This is a genomic window from Caballeronia sp. LZ033 (genome assembly GCF_031451265.1).
In the GTDB taxonomy this organism is placed as follows: Bacteria; Pseudomonadota; Gammaproteobacteria; order Burkholderiales; family Burkholderiaceae; genus Caballeronia.
Genome location: NZ_JARUXQ010000001.1, coordinates 2,661,909 through 2,687,169, shown reverse-complemented (window position 1 = coordinate 2,687,169; position 25,261 = coordinate 2,661,909). Strand labels below are relative to the sequence as shown.

Sequence of the window (25,261 nt, the reverse complement as noted above, 5' to 3'; positions counted from 1 at the left end):
GGTACCTCTCCTTGTGTTGTAGCTGAACGTTGTATGTGAACGTTATTGCTGGACTTATTGCATGAACGGACCCCAGGACGGCTCGCGCACCGCACCGCCCTGTACTGACAAGACTTGCCGCGTGCGACCATCGGTCGATACGGCTGCCAACACGCCACGTCCGTTCACTTGGGTGGCGTAGAGGATGTACTGACCATTCGCCGCGAAGCTCGGCGATTCGTCATGCGTCGTGTCGGTCAGCCCCGTTGCCGTGCCGGACGCGAGGTCCAGCAAGTACAGCTTGAAGCCGCCGCCAGTGCGCGAAATGTACGCGAGTTGCTTGCCGTCCGGGCTCACGCGCGGGCTCGTGTTGTACGCGCCGGTGAACGTGACCCGCTGGGCCGCGCCGGCGCTTTCACCTGCCGCCGGCATCTTGTAGATCTGCGGCTGGCCGCCGCGATCGCTCGTGAAATAAATCGAGTTGCCATCAGGAGAGTAGAACGGCTCGGTGTCGATCGAGCTGCCCTGGGTCAGACGGCGCAGGCCGGAGCCGTCTGCATTGACTTCGAAAATCTGCGTGTTGCCGGTGCGCGAGAGCGCGACCGCGAGCTTGCGGCCGTCAGGCGACCACGCCGGGGCGCTGTTGTTGCCCTTCTGGTTCGACACGACCACGCGACGTCCCGTCGGCAGGTCGTGGATGTACACCACCGGCTTCTTGCGCTCGAACGACACGTATGCGACCTTCGTGCCGTCCGGCGACCATGCCGGAGAGATGATCGGCTCGGGGCTGGAGAGGGCGATCTTCGCGTCCTGACCATCCGAATCGGAAATCTGCAACTGGTAGCGGCCGCCCGTCTGGATGACATAGGACAGACGCGTGGCGAACACGCCGCGGCCGCCGAGCAGCTTGGCGTAGATGTAGTCGGCGATCTTGTGCGCGCTCATGCGCAGGCCGCTTTCGGCGCTGACGAGCGACAGGCCGCCGAGGTTCTGCTGCTTGACCGTGTCGTAGAGACGGAAGCGCACTTCGTATTGACCGTTCGGCAGCTTGTTCACGCTGCCCGATACGAACGCGTCCGCGCCCTTGGCCTTCCAGGCGCCGAGATCGACCGTGTCGCCTTCGGAGACGGGCGTGCTGCCCGCGTCGATGTTCGTGAACTTGCCGCTGCGCTGCAGATCCTGGCGGATGATCGCGCTGACCTGCTGCGGCGAACTCGCTTCATTGGCGAAGTTGGCCGTGGCGATCGGGAATTGCGTGGAGCCGACGCCGGTCACGAGTACGTTCAACTGGGCGTGTGCGGCAGTGCCGGCTGCGATCAGGCAGGACGCGACCAGCGTTCTCAGGCCAAGCTTCGTCATCAAACTCATGCTGTATAGGTTCCAGAAAAAAGCGTTTTCAAGTGTCCGCGGATTGCAGAACAGACCCGCGGACGCACGATTCGTTCCCGCTGCTTAATGCAGGCTTTCAACGCGCCTTGGCTGCTGTCGCCAAGGCATCGCGCGTTCTGCGTCATCAGCTTCCGGCCGGGCGCAGCGTGATCGTGAAGTGATCGGGCGCCTTGCCGTCGGTGTCGACGGGCATCGGATCCGATCGTTGCACCGCGCGCAATGCCGCCTGATCCCATTGCTCGTTGCCGCTCGAGCGCGTGATGTTCGCCGACAGCAACGTGCCCGACGGCGAGCAGCGCACCGACACGACCGTCTCCAACCCGGCGGTCTCACCCGCCCACACGATGTTCGGCCGCACGCGGCGCTGCACCTTCTCCGCATAGCCCGGCGAGGTCGCATTGCCGCCCGCGCCCTTGCCGGTGCCGCTCTTGGCAAGCCCTTCGCCGCTCGACGCCGTGCCGCCGCCCAACTGACCCTGCAACTGCGCGAGGCGTGCCTTGCGCTCTGCATCGACCTTGGCCTTGGCTTCGGCGGCCGCCTTGGCTTTCGCATCGGCAGCGGCCTTGGCTTTCGCATCGGCGGCAGCCTTGGCCTTGGCGTCGGCTTCAGCCTTTGCCTTGGCTTCCTGCTGTTCCTTCAACTGCTCCTGCTTCTGTTCCTGCTTTTGCGCCTCGGCTTGCTGCTGGCGCTGCTTGTCCTGCTGTGCTTTCTGTTGTTGCTGCTTCTGCAATTCGGCCTGACGTTGCTGCTCGATCTGCTTCTGCTTGTCCTGCATCGCTTTCTGCTGCGCGGCCGCGGCTGCGGCGGCTTGCGCGGCCTGCTGCTGGCGCTTCGCTTCCGCTTCCTGCTGGGCCTGTTCCTGCTGGCGACGCTGTTCGGCCAGCTGCGCCTCGCGCGCGGCGGCTTCCTGTTGCTTGCGTTTCTTTTCCTGCAGCGCGATGTCCGCGTCTTCGTCCTTCGCGGGCGGCGGCGCCGGCGGCGCCTTCACTTGCGGGACGGGCGGCGTGGGGGTGGGGCGGGGCGTCGGCGCGGGCGTGTCGGGGAGTTCGGTCCAGATCTCTGCTTCGGCGCCGGCGGGCGTGTTGTTCTGCCAGTTGATGCCGTGATACAGCAGCCAGATGAGCAGCAGATGCATCAGCGCGGCCAGCGCGAACGCGCGGCCCGTGCCGCGCTCGCGCGGCGGGCGGAGAGGGCGTGCGGACGCGCCGCGCGCTGGCTGATGCTTGTTCTGCGAAACGGTCATTGCGATTTGACGAGCAAGCCGACGCGCTTCACGCCGCGCGACTTCATATCGGACATCACGTTCATGACGACCTCGTACTTCACCGTCTTGTCGGCGGCGATCACGACGGGCTGGTCAGGATGCGACTCCTGGCGGTTCAGCACGAACGTGTTGAGATCGTCCTTGGTCATCTTCTGCTCTTGCGTGGCGCCGTCGTCGTTCTTGTAGCGGACGTTCATGCTGCCGTCGGCCTTGATGTTGATGACGACCGGCGGTTGCTGTTCCTGCGGTTGCGCATTGCCGACGGTCGGCAGATTGATGATCGAAGGCGAAACGAGCGGCGCCGTCACCATGAAGATGACGAGCAGCACGAGCATCACGTCGATGTACGGCACGACATTGATGTCGGCCATGGCGCGGCGCGAACTGCCGCGCATGCTGGAACGAATCGGGCCTGCCATCGAGGACTCCTTTCTCAGTGCGCCTGACGCTGCAGGATGTTCGAGAACTCTTCGATGAAGGTCTCGAAGCGGATCGCCAGGCGATCGATGTCATGCGCGTAGCGGTTGTAGGCGACCACGGCCGGAATCGCGGCGAACAGGCCGATGGCGGTTGCGACGAGCGCTTCGGCGATGCCCGGCGCGACGTTCGCGAGCGTGGCCTGCTGCACGTTGGCGAGGCCGCGGAACGAATTCATGATCCCCCAGACCGTGCCGAACAGACCGATGTACGGACTCACCGAACCGACCGACGCGAGGAACGCGAGATTCGCTTCGAGCACGTCCATTTCGCGCTGGAAGGCGGCGCGCATGGCGCGGCGGGAACCGTCGAGGATCGCGCCCGGATCGGTGATGCGGCGCTCCTTGCCCTTCAGGAATTCGCGCATGCCGGATTCAAAGATACGCTCCAGCGCGCCGATGGTGTGGCGATTGTTGGCTGCGCTCTGATAAAGCGCCTGCAGGTCGCCGCCCGACCAGAAATCGCGCTCGAAACGCTCGGTCTGCGCACGTGCGCGGCGAATGGCAAACCATTTGCGGAAGATGAAAGTCCAGGACAGGAGCGACAGCAGCAGGAGCAGCGCCATCACCGCCTGCGCGAGCAGGCTCGCGTGAATGACGAGGGAAACGATTGACAGGTCTTGAGTATTGTTCATAAAGGTCCGCTGTAACGTCCCGAACCGGGCGTCCGGTCAAAGCGTCATGCTTTCGTGAAACGAATGTGAATAAAACGAAAGCCGCGCCGTGGCCGGCTCGTGTTCAGTAGTGCTTCCTCTGTTGCACGGTGCATCGACCGTCTGGAGGTGCGACAAGTTCATCGGTCAGGTTCGGTCAGGTTGGGTCAGGACCGGCGCTGCGCCTGGCGGCGTGCGGGCCGCGCCGCAGTCCGTCGGTCACTGCGTCGGGAATCGCGACCGGACGGATCGATGCGCGCGCCACCGACGCGACGCGAATGTCGCCGGTCGCTAGCAGCACGCCGTCGCGCCACGCTTCCTGATGAAAATCCACCGATGCGCGTCCGAGTCGTTCGATGCGGCTCTCGATCCGGATGACATCGTCCAGACGCGCCGGCGACGAGTACTCGACGGACGTGCGCCTCACGACGAACACGATGCCTTCGGACTCGGCGAGAACCTGCTGGTCGATGCCGCAAGCGCGCAGCCATTCGGTGCGCGCCCGCTCGAAGAACTTCAGGTAGTTCGCGTAGAAGACGATGCCGCCGGCGTCGGTGTCCTCGTAATACACCCGAATCGGCCACTCGAAGGTCAACGGATCACTCACCTGTGTGCTGCCTTGCACGCGCCGTGGCAGGTCAGACCGCCCCGGCTCGCTTTTTGACAAATATTCATCGGCGGCATTTTACCGGAAGCGGACGCGACACCGCCAAATCCTTAGGCGGATCCGCGATTCAGGCGCGGTGAATTTGCAACGGTGCGAAGCTTTGCGCGATCGGCATGATCTCGATTGCGTTGACGTTCACATGCGCGGGGCGCGTGGCGATCCAGTAAATGGAGTCGGCAATGTCCTCGGGCGTGAGTGCCTGCGTGTTCTTGTATACAGTGTCCGCCTTCGCGTCATCGCCCTTGAAGCGCACGTTCGAGAACTCGGTGCCGCCCACGAGTCCTGGCTCGATGTCGGTCACGCGCAGCGCGGTGCCTGCGACATCGGCGCGCAGGTTCAGGCTGAATTGCCGCACGAACGCCTTGGTGGCGCCGTAGACGTTGCCGCCCGCATACGGATAGGTGCCCGCGACCGAGCCCATGTTGAACACGTGACCGCGATTGCGCTGGACCATGCCGGGCAGGATCGCGTGCGTGATCGTCACAAGGCCCGTGCAGTTGGTGTCGATCATGTTCTTCCAGTCGTCGAGACTGGCGCGCTGCGCGGGCTCCAGGCCGAGCGCGAGGCCGGCGTTGTTGACCAGCACGTCGATCTGGGCGAAGGCTTCGGGCAGCGAGGCGATGGCGTTCCGGACGGCGGCTTCGTCGCGGACATCGAGTTCGAGCGGCAGGAGGGCATCGCCGAGTTCCTTCGACAGCGCGACGAGCCTGTCCTTGCGGCGCGCCGCGGCGATCACGCGATGGCCGCCCTTGACGAAGGTGCGGGCAATGGCAGCGCCGAAGCCGGCGGATGCACCAGTGACGAAGACGATCATGGGCGGACTCCGGATGAGGTTGAATGTGCAGAGCCGGAGCAAATAGGGACGCGCGTCCGGCAACGGCGCAAAGGGTACTTCCATTGATGCATCGCGGCAAGCAATCACGGGTGCGAACGGTCGTGCTTTAAGCGCCGTCCCGCGCCATCCGGCGGGCCTGGGGAGCCGGTTGCCTAAAGCGGGGCCGCCCATTACACTACAACGCTCAAACCCCGCGTGACTGGCGATAGAATCTTCGGATTCAAGGTGGAGCGACCCACCAGGAAGCGCGGAGCGTCGTTTTGCCGTTCGCCTGGGCAGCTGAGATCCGCACGCCGTTGCTGCGTTGCCGGTGGCTGTCCGCCTTGCGAAATCGGATTCTTCCCTCATCCGTCGCGCCTGGACATCCTCGGTGTCCAGCGTCCCCTGCGTCTGCTTTGAAGTCTGCTTTGAAGTCAACTTCGAACATGGCGCGCGCGCGATCCGGTCAACCTGTATTGAACTCACGGAAAACGTATGTTTGACAGAGCCGAAAGTACCCTCGCCAAAGTCGATCCCGAACTGCTCAAGGCGATCGAGCAGGAAAACCGCCGCCAGGAAGATCATATCGAGCTGATCGCGTCGGAAAACTACACCTCGCCGGCGGTCATGGCCGCGCAAGGTTCGCAACTCACCAACAAATACGCCGAAGGCTATCCGGGCAAGCGCTATTACGGCGGTTGTGAGTACGTGGATGTGGTGGAGCAGCTCGCCATCGACCGCGTGAAGCAGCTGTTCGGCGCGGAAGCGGCGAACGTGCAGCCGAACTCCGGTTCGCAGGCCAACCAGGGCGTGTTCTTCGCGGTGCTCAAGCCGGGCGACACGATCATGGGCATGAGCCTCGCCGAAGGCGGCCACCTGACGCACGGCTCGCCCGTGAACATGTCGGGCAAGTGGTTCAACGTCGTGAGCTACGGCCTGAACGAAGCTGAAGACATCGACTACGACAAGACCGAAGCGCTCGCCAAGGAACACAAGCCGAAGCTGATCGTCGCGGGCGCTTCGGCGTTTGCGCTGAAGATCGACTTCGAGCGTCTTTCGAAGATCGCCAAGAGCGTCGGCGCCTACTTCATGGTGGATATGGCGCACTATGCCGGCCTGGTTGCCGCCGGCGTGTATCCGAACCCGGTGCCGCACGCCGACTTCGTCACCACGACCACGCACAAGAGCCTGCGCGGCCCGCGCGGCGGCGTAATCCTGATGAAGGCCGAGTTCGAAAAGCAGATCAACTCGGCGATTTTCCCGGGCATCCAGGGCGGTCCGCTGATGCACGTGATTGCCGCCAAGGCCGTTGCGTTCAAGGAAGCGCTCTCGCCGGAGTTCAAAACCTATCAGCAGGCCGTGGTCGAGAACGCGCGCGTGCTGGCGGAAACGCTGGTGAAGCGTGGCCTGCGCATCGTCTCGGGCCGGACGGAAAGCCACGTGATGCTGGTCGACCTGCGCGCGAAGAAGATCACGGGTAAGGCTGCTGAAGCCGCGCTCGGCGCCGCGCACATCACGGTCAACAAGAACGCCATTCCGAACGATCCGGAAAAGCCGTTCGTCACGAGCGGCGTGCGTCTCGGCTCGCCGGCCATGACCACGCGCGGCTTCGGCACGAAGGAAGCGGAGCTGGTGGGCAACCTGATCGCCGACGTGCTCGACAACCCGGAAGACCAGGCGAACCTCGAGCGCGTGCGCGCTCAGGTGTCCGACCTGACCAAGCGTTTCCCGGTCTACCGTTAATCTGCGAGTCCGACGCTCATGCGCTGCCCGTTCTGCCGACACGAAGACACCCAGGTCGTGGATTCTCGCGTGTCGGAGGACGGCGCGGCGATCCGGCGCCGGCGCCGCTGTCCCGCGTGCGACAAGCGCTTCACCACGTATGAACGGGTGGAGCTGGCGCTGCCCTCGGTCGTCAAGAAGGATGGCAGCCGCGTGGAGTTCGACCGGCGCAAGATCGTTTCCAGCATGCAGCTCGCGCTCCGGAAGCGGCCCGTTGCGGCGGATGCAGTGGATGCCTCCGTCGCGCGCATCGAGTATCAGCTGCTCGGCAGTGGCGAGCGCGAAGTGCAGAGCGAGCGGCTCGGCGAACTCGTCATGAACGAGTTGCGCCAGCTCGACACCATTGCCTACGTTCGTTTTGCTTCCGTCTACAAGCGTTTCGAGGATGTCTCCGAATTCGAGGACGTGCTCGAGGAATTCCGGCGCGCCGCGCCGAAGAAAACCACCACGCGCAAGCGCTGATCTTTCACGCATCTCTTTCTCCCAGACAGGTTTCCAGCCGTTCGTCCGCGCAGTGTGCCGGGCTTCGGGCGGCATGAACACTCGTCCATCCGGCTAATGGCGGGCGGCATGCTTTGTCGTTAGATTGGGCTCTCCGGCTCAATCCACTCGATAAGGCATGCAGATGGTCCAGAAGCTTCACCGGATACCTCCAGGTGTCACACTCGTCGAGCTGTGCGTCGTGCTCGCCGTAACGGCGATCGTCGCGATGTTCGCCGCGCCCTCATTCGTGTCCTGGCAAATGCGCGATCAGGTCGATGCCCGCGCGCATGCGCTCTTTTCCACGCTTTCACTCGCTCGCGCCGAAACCATTCGGCGCGGCGTGCGCGTCACGCTTTGCCGGATCGATGCCGCGCGTCGTTGCCTCGCGACCGGGCGTAGTTGCGAGGGCGGCGCCATCGATTGGTCGTGCGGCTGGGGACTGTTCGTCGAGCGAGAAGGCGTGCCGGTGTTGTTGCGGTTGCATGCGGCGATGTCGTCGGTATCCATCGCGGGAACGTCGAGTGACATGTCCTTCACGCCGCCCTCGGGGCAGGTGATCGGCGGATTTCGCAGTTTCGAGTTCGCTTCGCGCCGCGGCGAATCCTCCGCGAGCGCGGCGCCGCGGCGCTGCGTCCGCCTTGCGGCGGGCGGGCGCGCGCGCATGACGCAGGGCGCCTGTGGAGCATCGGCATGAAGCGTGTTCAACGCGGTGACTCGCTGGTCGAGGTGATGATTGCGCTTTCGCTCACGGCGGTGACCGCATTAGGGCTGACCGGCCTGCAGAGCGCGCTGGCGCGGGGCGAGCGCATGGCGCTGCTGCGCGAGCGCGCCGCGCTCATTGCGGATTCCGTGGCCGAAGGGATGCGCGGCGACGCGGATAGCGCGGCAATCCTGTCGCAATGGCGCACGAGAGCGGCGTCCATGCTTCCCGCAGGCGACGTCGCCGTGTTCGATCGCGCAGCCGGCGTGCATGTCGCGACCGTGAGCTGGCACGCGGAGGAGGGCGGGCAGGCCTGTCCGGAGCCGCAGGCGCCGCCGCGCTCGTCGTGCGTTGCCGTGGCGTTCGCGCGATGAATCCGCGCTTCCACTCTTCACGCTCGCGCGGGCACACGCTGCTCGAACTGAGCATCGCACTTGCGCTGGGGCTGTCGATCGTGAGCGCATGTCTCTCGCTCTACCGCGCCCAGCGCGCGGCTTTCGAACGCGCCGCCGACGCAGTGCGCATGCATGAAGCCGCGTCGGTCGCGCTGGACATGCTCGGCCAGCAGTTGCAGATGGCAGGATTCAGCGCCGACCTCGACCTGCACACCGGGCTGGACGCGCCTATCTTCGGTTGTGTGCAGGGGCGCGTGATCGGCGAGGAGGGGGTCGCTTCCTGCGAAACGCTCGCGAGCCGCTCGGACGGCGTGCAGGTCCGCTACGCGGCCGACGTCATCGCTACATGGCCGACTTCTGGCGGCGCGCCCACCGACTGCCTCGGCCAGGCAGTCCCCGACACCTACGCCACCAATCGCTTCCATGCGAAGGCCAGCACCTCCACCGGCGAGCCCGAACTTTATTGCGAAGGCAACGGCAAGCAGGCGCAGCCGATCGTCGAGGGCGTCGAGCGTATTCGCGCCCTGTACTGGCTGCCGGGCGCGCCTGTCGCGCTGGCCGCTTCGGGTATCGCTCGCGGACGCTGGAAGGAGGTGCATGCGGTGGATCTCTGCGTGCTGGTGCGCGGCTTCACGGCGCAGGCGAAACGCCGCGTGAATCATGTCGATTGCGACGGCGCCCCCGCCTACAGCGACGACGGCCGCGCCCGACAAGCCTTCTGGCGGCGCGTCGCGCTGCGCAATGCGCCGCTTCTGTCGGCGCGCGAGGCCGGTTGAGCCATGAAAGCACGCTCACCTTCACGCTCACACTCGCGCGGCGCCACGTTGCCCATCGTCCTGATGCTCGCCGCGATGATGCTGGTCACCGCGAGCGCCTGGCTGCAAACCTCGCTCGTCGCGGCGCGCTCGACGGTTGCCACGCGCGAACGGGTCCAGGCATTTCACGCAGCGGACGGCGCGCTGCTTCGCTGCAGCGGAATGCTCGCGGCCGCGCTGCCGGCCATGAACAGCGAGCCATCGCGCTGGCGCTCGAAGGCTTCGTTCGAAGGCGCGGCACCGCTGGCCGTTAGGCCATTCGACACCTGGCCATATGCCTACCGCGCGCCGCAATGCCTGATCGAAGCGTGGGCGCATCCACCGGGCACGGCCGAGGTTTCCTACCTGATCACCGCGCGCGGTTTCGGCGCCACGCCGGACTCGGAAACGTGGCTGCAGTTGCGCATCGACGTCGCCGACGACGTCAGCGCGCAGCATTGGCGGCGCGTCGTCGCCAGGCCGTTCTGAGAGGTGCGCATGGAACGCGTCGAAGCAACGAGGGAAGCAGCGTTCAGTCTGCTCGAATTGATGATCGCGCTCGCCGTGGCCGCGGTCATGGCGGCTTTCGCCGTACCGGCTTATCGGACTCATGTGACGAAGGCGCATCGCGTCGATGCCGCCACCGCAGTGCTCAAGGCGGTCCAGTTCGTCGAAACGGCGCGGCTCGGGCAGGTCGCGGCCAGCGCCGATGCCATCGTCCTGAGCGCGGGTTTCGATCAGGCGCCATCAAGCGGCAGGGCCGTCTATCGCCTCACCGTGCTGCCTGAGAACGCGACCAACGGCGGATATGGAATCGAAGCCGCGCCGGTCACCCCCGGCGAGATGCAGGATGACGCGTGCGGTGTGTTTGTCGTCGATGCCACCGGACTGCGCTGGAATCGCGCGCCCGGTGCGACCGCGCCGTTGGACACGGCACAGTCGGTTGCCTGCTGGGCGGGGAGAATGTAGTGGCGCGGAAGGGAATCAGAACACCGTCGGATCGACGGCGTCATTCGAAGTCTCGGGCGTGTTCGACTTCATCTGCTGATAGATGCGCCAGGCTTCCCAGCCGGCAAATCCGAGGCCGCCCCACTTGAGCAGCGGCTTGGCGCCGCTCAGGAGTTTGGTCCGCACCGTCTTGGTGAGCACAAGCGAGGCGACGGAGCCGATGATCGGATACTGCTTGAACAGCACGCCGATGTTCTTCGAGCCGAGCAGCGATCCCAGCATCCCGCCGACGCCGCCCCCCGACGCGCCACGGCCGCGTTTGCTCCAACGGCTGGTGCCGCCGCCCGGAATCAGAAAGCGCAGGAAGCTGAAATGCGTGATGGACGAGCGCAGGTCGTGCGTGGCCTGGCGCATTTCCATGCGTTCAACGTCCGCGCGCGCAATCAGCAATTCCTTGCGCAGCGCACGCATGTGGGGTGTGCGCAGCTTCTGCATCTTGTCGCGCTTCGGCGTCTTGAAGGTGTCGTCTTGTTGGCTCATGGCGGATTCAGGTGCGCGGATCGGGGATCAACGAAACATGTCGCGGTCCTTGCGGAACTCGGAGAGTGTGTCGTCGAACAGGTGCGGCGCGTCGCGCAGGTTGCTGCGCGCCCGCAGGCCGCATGCGATTGCAATCAGCGCGTACAGCAGCGTGATGCCGCCCAACGCCTGCCAGCGGTACGTGTCCCAGAAGAAAATCGCGATCAGGACGGTCAGCGAGATGAGCGCCATCATCGCGAGCATCATGGCGGTAAGTCCAAGGAACAGGACGCCGATCAGACGTTCCTTCTCTTCCTGGAGCTCGATGCCGATCAGTTCAAGGCGCGTCTCGAAGATGGCGAAGGCGGAGGTCAAGATGCGTCGCAATGGTCCGGGGGACGATTGCTGCGGTGGCCGTTCTGTCGTCATGGCTTGAATGCGAGAAGCGCAGTGGTGCCGCTTGGTGTGCTTCCGGCCGGCGCGCGGAGCGGCCTGCCGGTACGAATGTCGAGCCGGGCGCCCGGGCAAGGCGCTTACGGTTCAGTCCACTTGCGACCCCGACGGATACGGATTCAGCAAACAACGGGCCATTGCCCTCGACAGCGAGGCAGGCCCGTGCGTTCTCTACTTTCGATTGATGAGCAGGCCGATCACCATGCCGAGGCCGGCCGCAATGCCAATGGACGCCCACGGATGTTCATGCACATAGTCATCGGTGGCGCGCGCCGCTTTCTTGCCTCGTTCGATGACGACGACTTGCGCATCGGCGGCCTTTTCCTTCGCCTGCTTGAGGCGGGCAAGCGCGGTCTCGCGAAGCTCGGAGGCGCGTTCACCGGTGGCGGTCGCCGCTTGCTTCAAAAGGTCTTCGGCGTCAGCGAGTACGGTTTTGATATCCGACATGAATCGCTCCTTGTTGATTTCTGACATTAAAGGCTCCAATCGATGAGGCTACGCGAATCGTAACCAAAGATGGGGTCGCTGACGAGGAGGCTGACTCTCGCGGGCCAGATGACGCAGATTTCATTCCAGTTCGGCAAATGACACCCTGACGCGGACCGCGGCGCTGTGACTGGTCAAAGCTTCGACATCATCTGGGAATGGATACGATCTGTCCCGTAAAAGTTTCAGAGGCGCATCGAAAGTTACAAAAGCTGGCGGTTCTGAAACGCAAAGAGCCGGCAAGTGCCGACTCTCTCACACTATCGAAATAAAGCCGGGCCGTCAGAAAAACGCCTGGATGCCCGTCTGCGCGCGTCCCAGGATCAGCGCGTGAATGTCGTGCGTGCCTTCATAGGTGTTCACCACCTCCAGATTCACCAGATGCCGCGCCACGCCGAATTCATCGGAGATGCCGTTGCCGCCGAGCATGTCGCGCGCAAGGCGGGCGATATCCAGCGCCTTGCCGCACGAATTGCGCTTCATGATGGAGGTGATCTCCACCGCGGCCGTGCCTTCGTCCTTCATGCGTCCCAGACGCAGCACGCCTTGCAGACCCAGCGTGATTTCCGTCTGCATGTCGGCGAGCTTTTTCTGGATCAACTGGTTCGCCGCAAGCGGCCGGCCGAATTGCTTGCGGTCCAGCGTGTATTGCCGGGCCGTATGCCAGCACGCTTCGGCGGCGCCGAGCGCGCCCCATGAAATGCCGTAGCGCGCCGAGTTCAGGCACGTGAACGGACCCTTCAGGCCGCGCACGTCCGGCAGCAGGTTGTCTTCCGGCACGAACACTTCGTCCATCACGATCTCGCCTGTGATCGACGCGCGCAGTCCCACCTTGCCGTGGATTGCCGGGGCGGACAGTCCCTTCCAGCCTTTTTCGAGGATGAAGCCGCGGATGTCGTCACGGCCGTCTTCCTCCAGCTTGGCCCAGACCACGAACACGTCCGCGATGGGCGAATTCGAGATCCACATCTTCGTGCCGGAGAGGGAATAGCCGTCCTGCACCTTCTTCGCGCGGGTCGTCATGCCGGCGGGATCCGACCCGGCGTTCGGCTCGGTCAGCCCGAAGCAGCCGATCCATTCGCCGCGTGCGAGCTTCGGCAGGTACTTTTCCTTTTGCGCGTCGCTGCCGAAGGTGTTGATTGGCACCATGACGAGCGACGACTGCACCGACATCATCGAGCGATAGCCCGAATCCACGCGCTCCACTTCACGCGCGATCAGGCCGTAGCACACGTAGTTGAGGCCCGGGCCGCCGTACTGTTCCGGAATGGTCGGTCCGAGCAAGCCGAGTTCGCCCATCTCGCGGAAGATCGACGGATCCGTCTTTTCCTCGCGGAACGCCTGCATGACGCGCGGCTGAAGCTTGTCTTGCGCGTAGGCGCGGGCCGCGTCGCGCACCATGCGCTCGTCTTCGCTCAGTTGCTGATCCAGCAGCAGCGGATCTTCCCAGTTGAAACGGGCGGCTTCGGCCATGTGCGATCTCCTGAATTCAGTGAAAAGCGCTGCCCCGGGCGGGATGTCGTATCAGGAACCCGGCACGCGCGCTTGACATGCGTTCCGCTAGGCGAAACAATGTTTTGCAAATCAGCTATGAGTCTAGCATCCGATGTCAGCCGACTCCAATCGAAATTCCACACCCGCTTCATTGCGCCATGTCGCGCCGGAAGATCTCGACGAGCGCAAGTTTGTGGTCGCGCTGGCGCGCGGGCTCGATCTGCTGCGTGCGTTCCGTCCGGGCGAGACGCTGCTCGGCAATCGTGATTTCGTCGAACGCACCGGCTTGCCGAAGGCGACAGTCAACCGCCTCGCCTACACGCTGACGATACTCGGCTATCTGCGCTTCAACGAATCCGCCGGCAAATATGCGCTCGACACCGGCGTGCTGTCGCTGGGTTTCACGTTGCTGGCGGAGTCGGACACGCTCGAACTGGCGCGTCCGCACATGCGCGCACTGGCCAGGGAGATCGGCGCGGCGGTGTCGCTGGGCTGCCGCGACGGGCTCGACATGATCTATCTCGACACCATCCGCAGCGAGACCGCGCTGACGCTCGGCCTCGCGCCCGGCTCGCGTCTGTCGATGCTGACGAGTTCGATGGGCCGCGCCTGGCTCGCCGTACAGGAACCGGCGGCGCGCGAGGCGCTGCTGGATGAACTCGGCCGCAACGAGGGTGCGGACAAGGTCGATGCGGCGCGCGCCGCGCTCGACGAATTCGCGCGCGACGGCTGCTGCTACTCGTTCCGCGAATGGCACGACGACGTCAACGCCGTCGCCGCGCCGTTCCGCGATTTGCGCAACGGGCGCTGGCTGGTGCTGTCGAGCAGCGGGCCAGCGTCGTCGATGGGCGAGGCGTACTTCCGCGAGACCATCGGCCCTCGTATCAAGGCGCTGGCCGCGCGGCTGGCCTGAACGCTCGAGCGCTTACAGCACCGTCCGGACGTGCCACAGCTCCGGAAACAGCACGACATCGAGCATCTTGCGCAGATAGGACGCGCCGGCCGTACCGCCCGTGCCGCCCTTGAAACCGATGATGCGTTCCACCGTCGTCACATGCCGGAAGCGCCATTGCCGGAACGCGTCTTCCAGGTCGACCAGTTCTTCCGCCATTTCATAGAGGTCCCAGTGCCGCGACGGATCGCGATACACCGCGAGCCAGGCCGCTTCGACCGACGCATCGTGGGTGGTCGGCTGCGACCAGTCGCGGTTGAGGCGCGCGGGATCGATCTCGAAACCTCGCCGGGCCAGCAGGCGAATCACTTCGTCGTAGAAGGACGGCGCTTCGAGCGCTTCCCGCACCTGCGCGTGGATTTCCGGGCGATGCGCGTGCGGCTTCAGCATCTGCTCGTTCTTGTTGCCGAGCATGAATTCGATCTGCCGGTACTGATGCGACTGGAATCCCGACGATTGCCCGAGATACGGGCGCATCGCGGTGTATTCGGAGGGCGTCATCGTCGCGAGGACGTTCCACGCCTGCACCAGCTGCTCGAAAATGCGCGACACACGCGCGAGCATCTTGAACGCGGGCGGCAGTTCGTCGCGATGCACCGCCGCCAGCGCCGCGCGCAGTTCGTAGAGCGCGAGCTTCATCCACAGCTCGCTGGTCTGATGCTGCACGATGAACAGCATCTCGTTGTGATCCGGCGAGAGCGGATGCTGCGCGCTCAGGATCGCATCGAGGCCGAGGTAATCGCCGTAGCTCATCGAGTCGGTGAAGTCGAGCTTGGCTTCGTGCCAGCCTTCTTTCTGATCGACACCGGCGGTGTCGCCCGTGTCGCCCGTGTCGCCCGTGTTGGTCGTACTGGGCGCGCCATGCCCGAACGGGCAGCCTTGGGTCTGGTTCATGATCGTCGTCCGTTCAGGTCACCGACGCCCGCTCGGCGAATTCGGGCGCCCGCCAGCTTTCGGTCGCGAGCACGTCGCGCAGGATCTCGACGGCATCCCACACATCCGCGAACCGCGTGTAGAGCGGCGTGAAGCCGAAACGCAGGATGCGCGGCTCGCGATAATCGCCGATCACGCCCCGCGCGATCAGCGCCTGCATCACCTCATAACCGTGCGGATGCTCGAAGCTCGCCTGCGAACCGCGTTGCGCGTGCTCGCGCGGCGTGGCCAGCGACAGCGGAAATTCGCCGCAGCGCGTCTCGACCAACTGGATGAACAGATCGCTCAGCGCGAGCGACTTGCGGCGCAGCGCCTGCATGTCGGTTTGCAGGAAGACATCGAGACCGCATTCGACCAGCGCCATCGAGACGATTGGCTGCGTGCCGCACAGGAAGCGTCCGATGCCGTCGTCCGGGCGATAGACCGGGTTCATTTCGAACGGCTTCCGATGGCCCCACCAGCCGGACAGCGGCTGCGAAAACGCGTTCTGATGGCGCTTCGGCACCCAGACGAAGGCCGGCGAACCCGGGCCGCCATTCAGGTACTTATAGGTGCAACCGACCGCGTAATCCGCGCCGACGCCGTTCAGGTCGACCGGCACCGCGCCCGCCGAATGCGCCAGATCCCACACGGCGAGCGCGCCCGCGCGCTGGATCATCGGCGTGAGCGCGGCCATGTCGTGCATGGCGCCAGTGCGGTAGTTGACGTGCGTGATCATCGCGAGCGCCGTGTGCTCGTCGATGGCGGCGGGCAGTTCGGACGGATCGTCGACCAGGCGCAACTCGTAGCCGCGGTCCAGTTGCTCGATCAGGCCTTGCGCGATGTACAGGTCGGTCGGGAAGTTTGAACGTTCGGAGACGATCACGCGGCGCTTCGGATCGCGCTCGTGCGCCAGCTTCAGTGCAGCGGACAGGACCTTGAACAGATTCGTGGAGATCGTGTCGGTCACGACGACTTCATCCTCGGCCGCGCCGATCAACGGCGCGAGCTTGTTGCCGAGGCGCTTCGGCAGCGCGAACCAGCCGGCCGTGTTCCAGCTGCGGATCAGGCCTTCGCCCCATTCCGCGCCGATCACGTTCGCCGCGCGCGTCGCAGCGGCCTTCGGCGGCACGCCGAGCGAATTGCCGTCGAGATAGATCACGCCGTCGGCGAGGGCGAACTGCTCGCGCAGGGCGCGCAGCGGGTCGTCGCGGTCTAGCGCCGCAGCTTCGTCACGATGTCGCATCAAAAATTCCATTTCTGTAATAAAGATCGGCTATGACTATGAATCAGGCCAGCGGACGCAGGACGGCGCGCACCGGGCTGGCGTCGAGCGTGGACAATTTGAGCGGCAGGGCGATCAGTTCGTAATCGCCCGGCGCGACGGCATCGAGCACCAGGCCTTCGAGGATCGCCATGCCGTGCGCGCGGATGCGCCGGTGCGCGTCCATGGTTTTCGATTCCTGCGGATCGAGCGACGGCGTATCGATGCCGATGAGCCTCACGCCGTGCCGGGCCAGCAGGTCGATGGTCTCGGGCGCGACCGCGGTGAAGGCGCTGTCCCAGGCGTCGAGCGGCGCATTCCGGTAGGTGCGCAGCAGGACGCGCGGCGGCATGCCGTCGAGCTGCCCGGCAACATGCTCCGGCAGCACGAGCGGCGCGACGCCGACGCAATGCACGACCCGGCACGCGCCGAGATAGGTGTCCAGCGCGACGGCGCCGATCGGCGCGCCGTGTTCGTCGTAATGGAGCGGGGCGTCGGCGTGCGCGCCGGTGTGCGGCGACAGCGTGAGCCGCGCGACGTTGACCGGCGAGCCCGCTTCCATGCGCCACACCCGTTCGATGCCGACAGGCGTATCGCCCGGCCAGACGGGCGTGGCGGGTTCGATGGGCGGGGAAATATCCAGCAGCGTCATGACGCGCCTTAGCAGAAAGCGTGGAGATGCGTCAAATCATAGTCGTGTTGTCTCGCAAGGTGCTTGCGAAATAAATACCCAAAAGTGTCGCGCTTAGAACATAATTCGATGAAACGGGCCTAGGGGAATCAAAAATGACCGGCTTCACGCTCGATGCAACGGATTGCCGAATTCTGGCGGTACTGCAGGAAGATGGACGGATCAGCAACCTGGACCTGGCGGAGCGCATTTCGCTCTCGCCGTCGGCGTGCCTGCGCCGAATGCGTCTGCTCGAAGAAGAAGGGGTGATTGCGAGCTATCGCGCGTGCCTCGACCGCGAACGCCTCGGTATCGAACTCGAAGCGTTCGTCCACGTCTCGATGCGCAACGACGAAGAAAACTGGCACGAGAAGTTCGCCGCCGCCGTGCGCGACTGGCCGGAGGTGGTCGGCGCGTTCGTCGTCACCGGCGACACGCACTACGTGCTGCGCGTGCTCGCGCACAACCTCAAGCACTATTCCGACTTCATTCTCTCGAAGCTGTACAAGGCGCCCGGCGTGATCGACATCCGCTCGAACATCGTGCTGCAAACGATGAAAGACGACGCGGGCGTGCCGGTCGCGCTGATCGACCAGCCGGCCGTGCGGATCGAGAGGGCGTCTTCTGCGGTGGCCTCAGGGACGTCTTCAGCGGCGTCCTGAGCGAAGCGAAGTTCCGAATCAGTCCAGCGGTCCGAGGGTATGGAACCCGCCCGCCTGAAAGACGAGCGGCGCGGCGGGGTCGCCGTCTTCGCGCACGCCGCACCGTTCCACTTCGCCGACGAAGATCACGTGATCGCCTTCGTCATAGCGGCTGCGGTTGTGACACTCGAACCAGGCGATGGCCCCGTCCAGCACGGGCATGCCGCTGTCGCCGGCCGCGTGCGACACGCCCGCGAAACGGTCGCCCTTGACCGTCGCGAAGCGCCGGCACAGGTCGAGCTGCGACGCCGCCAGCACATTGACCACGTAGTGACTGTTCGAGCGGAAGACCGCCATGGACGCCGACCGGGTCGCGAGGCTCCACAGCACGAGCGGCGGGTCGAGGGACACGGAGTTGAACGAGCTTGCCGTAATGCCGATGGGCTGGCCGGACGGCGTGAGCGTCGTGATGACGGTGACACCGGTCGCGAACTGGCCGAGTGCGGTGCGAAACGCTGACGGATCGAAATTCGGGGCTTTGGCGCGTGTCATGGTGCGGATGGGCGGTCGAGTCTGCCGTGTGCTACCGAGCCGGCCGCGCGTCGCGCTTCAGTCGGTGAGACTTTTCGGAAGTCATGTAAAAACAGGTGATGTGTTGCGATTCTAGCGGAATCGGCTGTGGCCGGACGTTCAAGGCCGTACCGGGCAAGCAGGTTTTCTGCCTGCGAGGCCATTCAGCGTCGCCTGTCCAAACCCAATAAACTCGATGAATGCATCCCGGCCGCGCACGCATTGAAGAAGCGGCCGTGCGCATCCATATGCATGATCCGCGGCAAGCGCCGCATGCACTTGATGAGGAGTTGCGCCTTATGACTCAGCAGACCCAGCAGAACGAGCAGGCCGGATTTGAAACCGCGACGCTCGGCGGCGGTTGTTTCTGGTGTACCGAAGCGGTGTTCCTGGCCGTGCAGGGCGTGGCATCGGTCGAATCGGGCTACGCGGGTGGCAAGGTGCTGAATCCGTCGTACGAACAGGTCTGCGGCGGCGACACCGGCCACGCCGAAGTGGTGAAGGTCGTGTTCGATCCTTCGGTCATCGGCTTCCGGGAAATCCTCGAGATCTTTTTCGCGACCCACGATCCGACCCAGCTCAACCGCCAGGGCGCCGATACCGGCACGCAGTACCGCTCCGTCGTGTTCACGCATTCGGACGAGCAGCGCAAGATTGCGCTCGACGTGATCGAGGAACTCCAGCGCGAGGATATCTACGGCGGCAGGATCGTCACGGAAGTCAGCCCGCTCGACGGCAACTACTATCCCGCCGAGGCCTATCACCAGAACTTCTTCGCGCAGCATCCGGAGCAGGGCTACTGCGCGGCGGTCGTCGGGCCGAAGGTCGCCAAGTTCCGCAAGAAGTTCGCGCATCGCCTCAAAGCATGAGGACGTAAAGGCGTGAGCGCGCCTACGAAGCGCGTTCGCATGCCGCCGCAATGCCCCGCGCGAGCTCGAAGCACGTGAGCGGCGCGGAGCCTTCCGCCTTGTTGTTCGCCGCGATCACCACCGGCTGGCCCGCGATCGCATATTGCGCGGCCAGCTCGGCCAGCGCTTCGCGCGTGTCGAAATCCTCGTCGACGATCCGGTCGAACGGCTCGTACTTCGCCTTCGCCTGTTCGTAGCGGAAGCCGCTGTGCAGGCTCCAGCGCACGACGAGCGGTCCCAGGCCGTCTTCATCCAGCAGCGCGAGCGCTTTCGCCTGGCGGCGCACGTCGGGCATGCGCGCGTGCACGCCGATGCAATAGCGCACCTTCGCCTCCCGCAGCGTGCGGATGAAACGCGGCGTGAGCATGACCGCGTCGCGTATTTCCACCGCGTAGCAGGCGTCGCCTTCGAGCGGCGGCAGCGCCTTCAGGAATTCAGAGAGACGGTTGATGAACAACGCCGGCTCGACCACCAGCGCATCCGGCAGCGGCGAGAACTGGAACACCAGCGCGCCGGCCTTCGCACCCAATCCGCCGATGCACGGCGTCACGAATTCATCGATGGCAATCTGCGCGTTCAGGAAAGCGGGATTGTCCGCGTCGGGCGCGCCGCGTTCGCCGCGCACGAAGGCATCGGTGACGGAGGCTGGCGCCTTGACGATGAAGCGGAAATGTTCGGGCACCTGCGACGCGTATCGTGCGTATTCGGCGAGCGACAACGGCGCATAGAACGAGCGGTCGATCGACACGCTTCTGAGCAGCGGATGCGCGCCATAAGCGGCGAGACCGTCGCGCGACAGCTTGGTGTTCGAATAGTCGTCGCCATAGACGATGCCGCGCCAGCCCGGAAACGACCATGTCGAGGTGCCGAGATGGATCGAATCGGGAAGGCGTTGCGCAAGCAGTTCGAGTTCGGGCTGCGACGGAGCGGGCAGCACGCCGCGCGTTTTGGTGGACTTCGGCGTCGGCAGGGGCTTCGCGGGCTCACGCACCACCGGCGCAGGCTCGCCGAACAGGTCGAGAGTGTCCTCGTCCGGCCCGCCTGCGTCGTGCTGCGTGAGGTCGCGGTTCAGAGCGCCTTCTCGTAGATATAGCGCCGCGACCACGGCAGCGTCTTCGCGCTGCGTCCCGCCTTGCGGCAGATCACCTGGTAGATCGACACGTCGTCGTTTTCGAACGCATACGCGCACCCTGCCAGATACACGCGCCAGATACGGAAATGCTCGTCGTCCACGAGCTTCTTCGCTTCCTCGGCGTTGGCCTCGAAGCGGTCGGCCCACAGGTCGAGCGTGTGCGCGTAGTGACGGCGCAGGCTCTCGACGTCGAGCGCCTCCAGCCCGCCTTCCTGCATCGTCTGCAAGGCGAGGCTGATATGCGGCAGTTCGCCGTCCGGGAACACGTATTTGTCGATGAACTCGCCGCCGCCGAAGGACGTTTCACCGCTGTCGGCGTCCGACGAGGTGATGCCGTGATTCATCGCGACGCCGTCATCGACGAGCAGCTCGCGGATCTTCGCGAAATAGGCCGGCAGATTCTTGCGCCCGACGTGCTCGAACATGCCGACGCTCGTGATGCGGTCGAACTGCCCCGGGATGTCGCGGTAATCCTGCAGGCGGATCTCGATCCTGTCTTCGAGTCCGGCGGCCTTGACGCGTTCGGTCGCCAGCTTGAACTGGTTTTCCGAGAGCGTGACGCCGACGCACTTCGCGCCGAACTTCTGCGCCGCGCGAATCACGAGCGCGCCCCAGCCGCAGCCGATGTCGAGCAGCGTGTGCCCCGGCTGCACCTGGATCTTGGTCAGGATGTGGTCGATCTTCTTGAGCTGCGCGGTGTCGATGTCTTCGTCGCCGTTCTCGAAGTACGCGCAGGAGTAGACCATGTTCTTGTCGAGCCAGAGCTGGTAAAACTCGTTCGACACGTCGTAGTGGTACTGGATGGCTTTCTTGTCCGACGCCTTCGTGTGCGTGAAGTAACGCCGCACGCGGGCCAGCTTGCTGGCGTTGGTCACCGTGCTCTTCGCGAGCGAATAGCCGATGTTGATGATGTCGCTCAGCTTCCCTTCGATGTCGATCTTGCCCTTCACATAGGCTTCACCGAGATTGTCGAGGGTCGGTTCGAGCAGGTATTGCAGCGCGGTCGCGCTCTTCACATGCAGCGTCACCTGAGGCGCGGCGAACTGGCCGAAGTCATGCTGCTGGCCATCCCACAGCACGAGACGCGCGGGCAGATTGGCCCGGTCCCGCACTTCCTCAACCCATTGCGTCAGCTTCTTCTCCCAGAACATGCTTGTTTCTCCGCGCTAAGAAAATCAAGGGGAAGGCGTGTGCCTTCATGCTCGTTGCCGTTGTCGTCTCGCTTGCCGCAGTGCTCGCGTCAGGGCGCGAGTCTCGTGATTCGCCATGCGTCGTCCGCACGATCCCGCGTGTAGACGATGCGGTCGTGCAGGCGCGAAGGGCGTCCCTGCCAGAATTCGATGGTGTCGGGCACGACGCGATAACCGCCCCAGTGCGGCGGACGCGGCGGCGCGTCGCCGTAGCGGGCGATCATCTCGCGCTCGCGCGCTTCGAGCGTCGCGCGGCTGTCGAGCGGCTCGCTCTGCGGCGAGGCCCACGCGCCGATCCGCGAACCGAGCGGACGCGAGGCGTAGTAGGTGTCGCTTTCCGCGTCGCTGGTCTTTTCGACGCGCCCCTCGATGCGCACCTGGCGCTCGAGTTCGATCCAATGGAACAGCAGGCTTGCCGCGGAGTTGGCGGCGAGCTCGCGGCCCTTGCGGCTGTCGTAATTGGTGAAGAAGACGAAGCCGCGTTCGTCGACGCCCTTGATGAGCACGATGCGGGCAGAAGGCCGGCCCGCTGCATCGACGGTGGCGAGCGTCATGGCGTTTGGTTCGGGCAACTTCGCATCGAGTGCTTGTGCGAACCAGGTTTCGAATTGACGCACTGGGTTCGGGTCCACGTCGGCCGCGTCCAGCGCGCCGCGCGAGTAGTTTTGGCGAAGATCTGCGAGGGTCGTCATTTTTATGCAAACGCTACAGTCGCGACAGTATAGCCAACGTGAAACGATCTTGCCCTGATTACCCGGGCGCGACTCCGGAGGCACAGGAAGGATCGTGAGCGGCTATCACGTCACGGGTTTCGATAAGGCAGAATACGCAATCCGGCCGTATTTTGCATGAATCCGTACCCCTGAACGAAACACCGACAGGCATTTGAAAGCGTGTGTTGAGGCAGCACAAGCTTCGGGCGATTTTCGGCTTGTGGCAGGCTTCAGATTTGCTTTCAGTGCAGTGTGCTTTTACCTCGTCCGCCATGAACGCTTCTTCCGTTTTCCCTGCCGACGACGCCGACCGCGAGCGCCGTTTCGGCGGCATTGCGCGTCTGTACGGTGCGCCCGCGCTGGCCGCGTTCGAACGCGCGCACGTCGCGGTGATCGGCATTGGCGGCGTCGGTTCGTGGGTGGCGGAGGCGCTGGCGCGCAGCGCGGTGGGCCGCCTGACGCTGATCGATCTGGACAACGTCGCCGAGAGCAATACGAACCGTCAGATCCACGCGCTCGACGGCAACTACGGCAAGGCCAAGGTCACGGCGATGGCCGAACGCATCCGGCTGATCGATCCGGCGTGCGAGGTGCGCGAGATCGAGGACTTCATCGAGCCCGGCAACTTCGATGCGGTGCTCGGCACCGGCTTCGACTACGTGGTCGACGCCATCGACAGCGTGCGCACGAAGACCGCATTGATCGCGTGGTGCGTGAAGAACAGGCAGGCGTTGATCACGGTGGGCGGCGCGGGCGGGCAGCTCGATCCGACGCGCATCCGCATCGACGATCTCGCGCTGACCATCCAGGACCCGCTGCTGTCGAAGGTGCGTGGCCAGTTGCGCAAGCTGCACGGCTTTCCGCGCGGCCCGAAGGCGCGTTTCAAGGTGAACGCGGTGTATTCCGACGAGCCGCTGATCTATCCCGAAGCGCCCGTCTGCGATCTGAGCGAGGGCGCGGAGCATCTGGAAACCGGCGGCGGACAACAGGGGCCGGTCGGGCTCAACTGCGCGGGCTTCGGTTCGAGCGTGTGCGTGACGGCGAGCTTCGGCTTCGCGGCGGCCGCGCGCGTGCTGAGGGATCTGGCGAAACGCGCGGGCTGAGCGTCGCGCGTTGCCAATGCAAAACGGCCAACTGCACGAGCTGGCCGTTTGTCTTTGAGGGAGCGTCGAGCGCCGCTCAGTTCATCGCCGCGCTGAGCCTGCGCCGCCAGCGCGAGACGACGTCCGGCTGATTCGCGGCAAGTTCGAAGACCGAAAGCATGGTCTTGCGGCCGACATCGTCCATGAAGGCGCGGTCGCGCACGACGATTTCCAGCAGATGCTCCAGCGCGCCGTCGAATTCGCGGCCCGCGATCAGCCGGTTGGCCAGCGCGAAACGGGCGTCGAGATCGTCCGGATGGGCTTCGACGGCGGCGTACAGGGCGTCGGCGGGCGGGAGATCGGCGGCTGCGTCGGCGGCGTCGAGCTCGGTCTTCAGCGCGTTGTAGCGTGCGTCGATGCCTTGCGTCGTCTTCGGCGACAGCAGCTTGTCTTCTTCCTTCGCTTCGTCGTAGCGGCGCTCGGCGATCAGCCATTCGATCAGGTCGAGACGGGCGTCGTCATAGCCGGGATCGAGCGCGATGGCGGCCTTGATGGTGTCGATGGCGAGCTTGCGATTGCCCGCCGCCCAGGCGGCCTGCGCGCTGAGCCGTTCGGCGTCGGCCCCGGCCGGCACGAGCCGGTCCAGGAATTCGCGCAACTGGCCTTCCGGCAGCACGCCGATGAACTGGTCGACCGGACGGCCTTCCGCAAAGGCGATCACGTGCGGAATGCTGCGCACCTGAAAGTGCCCGGCGAGCTCCTGGTTTTCATCGACGTTCACCTTGACGAGCTTCCATTTCCCGGCGGCTTCGGCTTCGAGCTTTTCGAGCATCGGTCCGAGCGTCTTGCACGGGCCGCACCACGGCGCCCAGAAATCGACGAGCACGGGCGCCAGCATCGACGCGTTGATGACATCGTTCTCGAAAGTGGCGAGGGTCGTTTCCATGCGTTCTCCAAGTGCCTGCAGTCAATCTCGTTCAAATAGGGACGATGCGCGGTTTTTCAAGTTCCGCCGCGCGTCAGGCTTCCGGCGCCTGCGGTTCGCGGCGCTGCGGCGGCAACGGGATGAACTCGCTTTCGCCGGGCACGTGGCCCATGCGCTGTTCGCTCCAGGCCGTCTTGGCCGCCGCGATCTTGTCGCGCGAACTCGACACGAAATTCCATTCTATGAAGCGCGTGCCGTCGAGCGGCGCGCCGCCCAGCAGCATCGCGACGGCGCCGCCGGCGCTCGTGAGCCGCACGTCGGCGCCCGGCGCGAGCACGGCCATCTGCTGTTCGGGCAGCGCTTCGCCGTCGAGGCTCAGGTCGCCGCTGACGAGATAGATGCCGCGCTCTTCGTGCTCGGTGTCGAGCGTGATCGCGCTGCCGGGCGCGAACTGCGCGGCCACGTAGAGCGTCGGCGAGAAAGTGCGCGTGGGCGCGGTGGCGCCGAACGCACTGCCGGCAATCACGCGCAATGTGACGCCATCGCGTTTGATCTGCGGCAGCGCGGCGGCGGCGTGATGCTCGAACGACGGCTCCACCTGTTCGCTCGCCACCGGCAGCGCCACCCACGTCTGGATGCCGTGCATCGTCTGGCCGGCGGCGCGCTCCGCGTCGGGCGTGCGTTCCGAATGGACGATGCCGCGTCCGGCGGTCATCCAGTTGACGTCGCCGGGAACGATCTTCTGCACTGAGCCTACGCTGTCGCGATGCATGATCGCGCCTTCGAACAGATAGGTGACGGTCGCGAGCCCGATGTGCGGGTGCGGACGCACGTCGAGACCCTTGCCGGGCACGAGCGTTGCGGGACCGATGTGGTCGAAGAAGATGAACGGCCCGACCGTCCGGGCAGCCAGGGCGGGCAGGACACGCCGCACTGTCAGGCCGCCGACGTCGTGTTGGTGAGGCTTGAGCAGCGTGCGCGGGGTCGAGGGCATGAGCGGAAGCGG

The 25,261-nt window shown here is 64.9% G+C and carries 30 protein-coding genes and 1 riboswitch; of the genes, 11 read left to right on the top strand and 19 right to left on the bottom strand.

Going from position 1 to position 25,261, the window contains the following annotated elements; genetic code table 11:
* Nucleotides 1-54: 54 nt before the first annotated feature.
* From tolB to ydfG, 6 genes are all read right to left on the bottom strand, one after another.
* Entirely contained in the window at nucleotides 55-1,347 is a 1,293-nt protein-coding gene (gene tolB, locus QCE62_RS12585; RefSeq protein ID WP_309809704.1) for a Tol-Pal system beta propeller repeat protein TolB, read from the bottom strand.
* Between the two features lie 145 nt (nucleotides 1,348-1,492).
* On the bottom strand, nucleotides 1,493-2,611 hold the full coding sequence (gene tolA / locus QCE62_RS12580; protein ID WP_309918328.1) for a cell envelope integrity protein TolA: 1,119 nt from the start codon (nucleotides 2,609-2,611) through the stop codon (nucleotides 1,493-1,495).
* Nucleotides 2,608-3,051 carry a protein TolR gene (tolR, locus tag QCE62_RS12575; RefSeq protein ID WP_309809701.1) on the bottom strand — a complete coding sequence of 148 codons (444 nt, stop codon included), beginning with the start codon at nucleotides 3,049-3,051 and terminating at the stop codon, nucleotides 2,608-2,610. The genes tolA and tolR overlap by 4 nt, the downstream gene beginning before the upstream one ends.
* Nucleotides 3,052-3,065: 14 nt before the next feature.
* On the bottom strand, nucleotides 3,066-3,743 hold the full coding sequence (gene tolQ, locus QCE62_RS12570) for a protein TolQ (protein WP_016346195.1): 678 nt from the start codon (nucleotides 3,741-3,743) through the stop codon (nucleotides 3,066-3,068).
* A gap of 175 nt (nucleotides 3,744-3,918) precedes the next feature.
* Nucleotides 3,919-4,368 (bottom strand): tol-pal system-associated acyl-CoA thioesterase, encoded by a 450-nt coding sequence (ybgC, locus tag QCE62_RS12565; protein ID WP_309918326.1) that lies wholly within the window; start codon nucleotides 4,366-4,368, stop codon nucleotides 3,919-3,921.
* A gap of 127 nt (nucleotides 4,369-4,495) precedes the next feature.
* Nucleotides 4,496-5,242 (bottom strand): bifunctional NADP-dependent 3-hydroxy acid dehydrogenase/3-hydroxypropionate dehydrogenase YdfG, encoded by a 747-nt coding sequence (gene ydfG, locus QCE62_RS12560; RefSeq protein WP_309809694.1) that lies wholly within the window; start codon nucleotides 5,240-5,242, stop codon nucleotides 4,496-4,498.
* Between the two features lie 206 nt (nucleotides 5,243-5,448).
* Nucleotides 5,449-5,547, top strand: a riboswitch (ZMP/ZTP riboswitch).
* Nucleotides 5,548-5,737: 190 nt separating this feature from the next.
* Here ydfG and glyA point away from each other — a divergent pair.
* The 7 genes from glyA (at nucleotide 5,738) to QCE62_RS12525 (ending at nucleotide 10,365) form a co-directional block, all read left to right on the top strand.
* Entirely contained in the window at nucleotides 5,738-6,985 is a 1,248-nt protein-coding gene (glyA, locus tag QCE62_RS12555) for a serine hydroxymethyltransferase (RefSeq protein WP_309918323.1), read from the top strand.
* Between the two features lie 18 nt (nucleotides 6,986-7,003).
* Entirely contained in the window at nucleotides 7,004-7,486 is a 483-nt protein-coding gene (gene nrdR, locus QCE62_RS12550) for a transcriptional regulator NrdR (protein ID WP_309809690.1), read from the top strand.
* Nucleotides 7,487-7,643: 157 nt separating this feature from the next.
* Nucleotides 7,644-8,201 carry a GspH/FimT family pseudopilin gene (locus QCE62_RS12545; RefSeq protein ID WP_309918321.1) on the top strand — a complete coding sequence of 186 codons (558 nt, stop codon included), beginning with the start codon at nucleotides 7,644-7,646 and terminating at the stop codon, nucleotides 8,199-8,201.
* Complete coding sequence (locus QCE62_RS12540) at nucleotides 8,198-8,581, top strand: prepilin-type cleavage/methylation domain-containing protein (protein ID WP_309918319.1); 384 nt, start codon at nucleotides 8,198-8,200, stop codon at nucleotides 8,579-8,581. The genes QCE62_RS12545 and QCE62_RS12540 overlap by 4 nt, the downstream gene beginning before the upstream one ends.
* Nucleotides 8,578-9,378: a PilW family protein gene (locus QCE62_RS12535; RefSeq protein WP_309918317.1), complete on the top strand. Its 801-nt coding sequence runs from the start codon at nucleotides 8,578-8,580 to the stop codon at nucleotides 9,376-9,378. Before QCE62_RS12540 ends, QCE62_RS12535 begins: the two co-directional genes overlap by 4 nt.
* 63 nt (nucleotides 9,379-9,441) lie before the next feature.
* Nucleotides 9,442-9,885 (top strand): pilus assembly PilX N-terminal domain-containing protein, encoded by a 444-nt coding sequence (locus tag QCE62_RS12530; protein WP_309918314.1) that lies wholly within the window; start codon nucleotides 9,442-9,444, stop codon nucleotides 9,883-9,885.
* A gap of 9 nt (nucleotides 9,886-9,894) precedes the next feature.
* Nucleotides 9,895-10,365 (top strand): type IV pilin protein, encoded by a 471-nt coding sequence (locus tag QCE62_RS12525; RefSeq protein ID WP_309918312.1) that lies wholly within the window; start codon nucleotides 9,895-9,897, stop codon nucleotides 10,363-10,365.
* A gap of 15 nt (nucleotides 10,366-10,380) precedes the next feature.
* On the opposite strand, the gene QCE62_RS12520 is transcribed toward QCE62_RS12525, so the two are convergent.
* From QCE62_RS12520 to QCE62_RS12505, 4 genes are all read right to left on the bottom strand, one after another.
* Complete coding sequence (locus tag QCE62_RS12520) at nucleotides 10,381-10,884, bottom strand: DUF3318 domain-containing protein (protein WP_309918309.1); 504 nt, start codon at nucleotides 10,882-10,884, stop codon at nucleotides 10,381-10,383.
* Between the two features lie 27 nt (nucleotides 10,885-10,911).
* The gene (locus QCE62_RS12515) at nucleotides 10,912-11,292 is read right to left on the bottom strand and encodes a phage holin family protein (RefSeq protein WP_309919834.1); all 381 of its coding nucleotides are present in this window, start codon (nucleotides 11,290-11,292) and stop codon (nucleotides 10,912-10,914) included.
* 195 nt (nucleotides 11,293-11,487) lie between these two features.
* Nucleotides 11,488-11,790 carry a DUF883 family protein gene (locus QCE62_RS12510; protein ID WP_309809675.1) on the bottom strand — a complete coding sequence of 101 codons (303 nt, stop codon included), beginning with the start codon at nucleotides 11,788-11,790 and terminating at the stop codon, nucleotides 11,488-11,490.
* A gap of 294 nt (nucleotides 11,791-12,084) precedes the next feature.
* Nucleotides 12,085-13,275 (bottom strand): acyl-CoA dehydrogenase, encoded by a 1,191-nt coding sequence (locus QCE62_RS12505; protein ID WP_309918306.1) that lies wholly within the window; start codon nucleotides 13,273-13,275, stop codon nucleotides 12,085-12,087.
* A gap of 133 nt (nucleotides 13,276-13,408) precedes the next feature.
* Between QCE62_RS12505 and QCE62_RS12500 the strand changes: the two genes are divergently transcribed.
* A complete protein-coding gene (locus tag QCE62_RS12500) occupies nucleotides 13,409-14,209 on the top strand; it encodes an IclR family transcriptional regulator (protein ID WP_309918303.1) in 801 nt (266 codons plus the stop codon).
* A 12-nt stretch (nucleotides 14,210-14,221) separates the two neighbouring features.
* Here the strand turns inward: QCE62_RS12500 and kynA are convergent, their stop codons facing one another.
* Genes kynA through kynB form a run of 3 tightly spaced genes read right to left on the bottom strand, consistent with a single transcriptional unit; the run spans nucleotide 14,222 to nucleotide 17,076 of the window.
* On the bottom strand, nucleotides 14,222-15,142 hold the full coding sequence (gene kynA / locus QCE62_RS12495) for a tryptophan 2,3-dioxygenase (protein ID WP_309918301.1): 921 nt from the start codon (nucleotides 15,140-15,142) through the stop codon (nucleotides 14,222-14,224).
* 13 nt (nucleotides 15,143-15,155) lie between these two features.
* The gene (kynU, locus tag QCE62_RS12490) at nucleotides 15,156-16,406 is read right to left on the bottom strand and encodes a kynureninase (RefSeq protein ID WP_309918298.1); all 1,251 of its coding nucleotides are present in this window, start codon (nucleotides 16,404-16,406) and stop codon (nucleotides 15,156-15,158) included.
* Nucleotides 16,407-16,449: 43 nt separating this feature from the next.
* Entirely contained in the window at nucleotides 16,450-17,076 is a 627-nt protein-coding gene (gene kynB / locus QCE62_RS12485) for an arylformamidase (RefSeq protein WP_309918295.1), read from the bottom strand.
* Nucleotides 17,077-17,210: 134 nt separating this feature from the next.
* Between kynB and QCE62_RS12480 the strand changes: the two genes are divergently transcribed.
* Nucleotides 17,211-17,756 (top strand): Lrp/AsnC family transcriptional regulator, encoded by a 546-nt coding sequence (locus QCE62_RS12480; RefSeq protein WP_309918292.1) that lies wholly within the window; start codon nucleotides 17,211-17,213, stop codon nucleotides 17,754-17,756.
* 18 nt (nucleotides 17,757-17,774) lie between these two features.
* Here the strand turns inward: QCE62_RS12480 and QCE62_RS12475 are convergent, their stop codons facing one another.
* On the bottom strand, nucleotides 17,775-18,287 hold the full coding sequence (locus QCE62_RS12475; RefSeq protein ID WP_309809660.1) for a flavin reductase family protein: 513 nt from the start codon (nucleotides 18,285-18,287) through the stop codon (nucleotides 17,775-17,777).
* A 317-nt stretch (nucleotides 18,288-18,604) separates the two neighbouring features.
* Here QCE62_RS12475 and msrA point away from each other — a divergent pair, with 317 nt between their 5' ends.
* The gene (gene msrA, locus QCE62_RS12470; protein ID WP_309918290.1) at nucleotides 18,605-19,174 is read left to right on the top strand and encodes a peptide-methionine (S)-S-oxide reductase MsrA; all 570 of its coding nucleotides are present in this window, start codon (nucleotides 18,605-18,607) and stop codon (nucleotides 19,172-19,174) included.
* Nucleotides 19,175-19,196: 22 nt separating this feature from the next.
* On the opposite strand, the gene QCE62_RS12465 is transcribed toward msrA, so the two are convergent.
* The 3 genes from QCE62_RS12465 to pdxH form a co-directional block, all read right to left on the bottom strand.
* Nucleotides 19,197-20,285, bottom strand: a complete 1,089-nt coding sequence (locus QCE62_RS12465) for a DUF72 domain-containing protein (RefSeq protein WP_409017855.1) — start codon at nucleotides 20,283-20,285, stop codon at nucleotides 19,197-19,199.
* Nucleotides 20,282-21,496 carry a cyclopropane-fatty-acyl-phospholipid synthase family protein gene (locus QCE62_RS12460; RefSeq protein WP_309918288.1) on the bottom strand — a complete coding sequence of 405 codons (1,215 nt, stop codon included), beginning with the start codon at nucleotides 21,494-21,496 and terminating at the stop codon, nucleotides 20,282-20,284. The genes QCE62_RS12465 and QCE62_RS12460 overlap by 4 nt, the downstream gene beginning before the upstream one ends.
* 89 nt (nucleotides 21,497-21,585) lie before the next feature.
* Nucleotides 21,586-22,227 carry a pyridoxamine 5'-phosphate oxidase gene (gene pdxH / locus QCE62_RS12455; protein WP_309918285.1) on the bottom strand — a complete coding sequence of 214 codons (642 nt, stop codon included), beginning with the start codon at nucleotides 22,225-22,227 and terminating at the stop codon, nucleotides 21,586-21,588.
* Between the two features lie 293 nt (nucleotides 22,228-22,520).
* Between pdxH and QCE62_RS12450 the strand changes: the two genes are divergently transcribed.
* Nucleotides 22,521-23,351, top strand: coding sequence for a tRNA threonylcarbamoyladenosine dehydratase (locus QCE62_RS12450; protein ID WP_309918283.1), 831 nt, complete (start codon nucleotides 22,521-22,523; stop codon nucleotides 23,349-23,351).
* Between the two features lie 76 nt (nucleotides 23,352-23,427).
* Here the strand turns inward: QCE62_RS12450 and trxA are convergent, their stop codons facing one another.
* Together trxA and QCE62_RS12440 are read right to left on the bottom strand one after the other, a co-directional pair.
* Nucleotides 23,428-24,276 (bottom strand): thioredoxin, encoded by an 849-nt coding sequence (trxA, locus tag QCE62_RS12445; RefSeq protein WP_309918280.1) that lies wholly within the window; start codon nucleotides 24,274-24,276, stop codon nucleotides 23,428-23,430.
* A gap of 73 nt (nucleotides 24,277-24,349) precedes the next feature.
* Nucleotides 24,350-25,249, bottom strand: coding sequence for a pirin family protein (locus QCE62_RS12440; protein ID WP_309918278.1), 900 nt, complete (start codon nucleotides 25,247-25,249; stop codon nucleotides 24,350-24,352).
* Nucleotides 25,250-25,261: the final 12 nt, after the last annotated feature.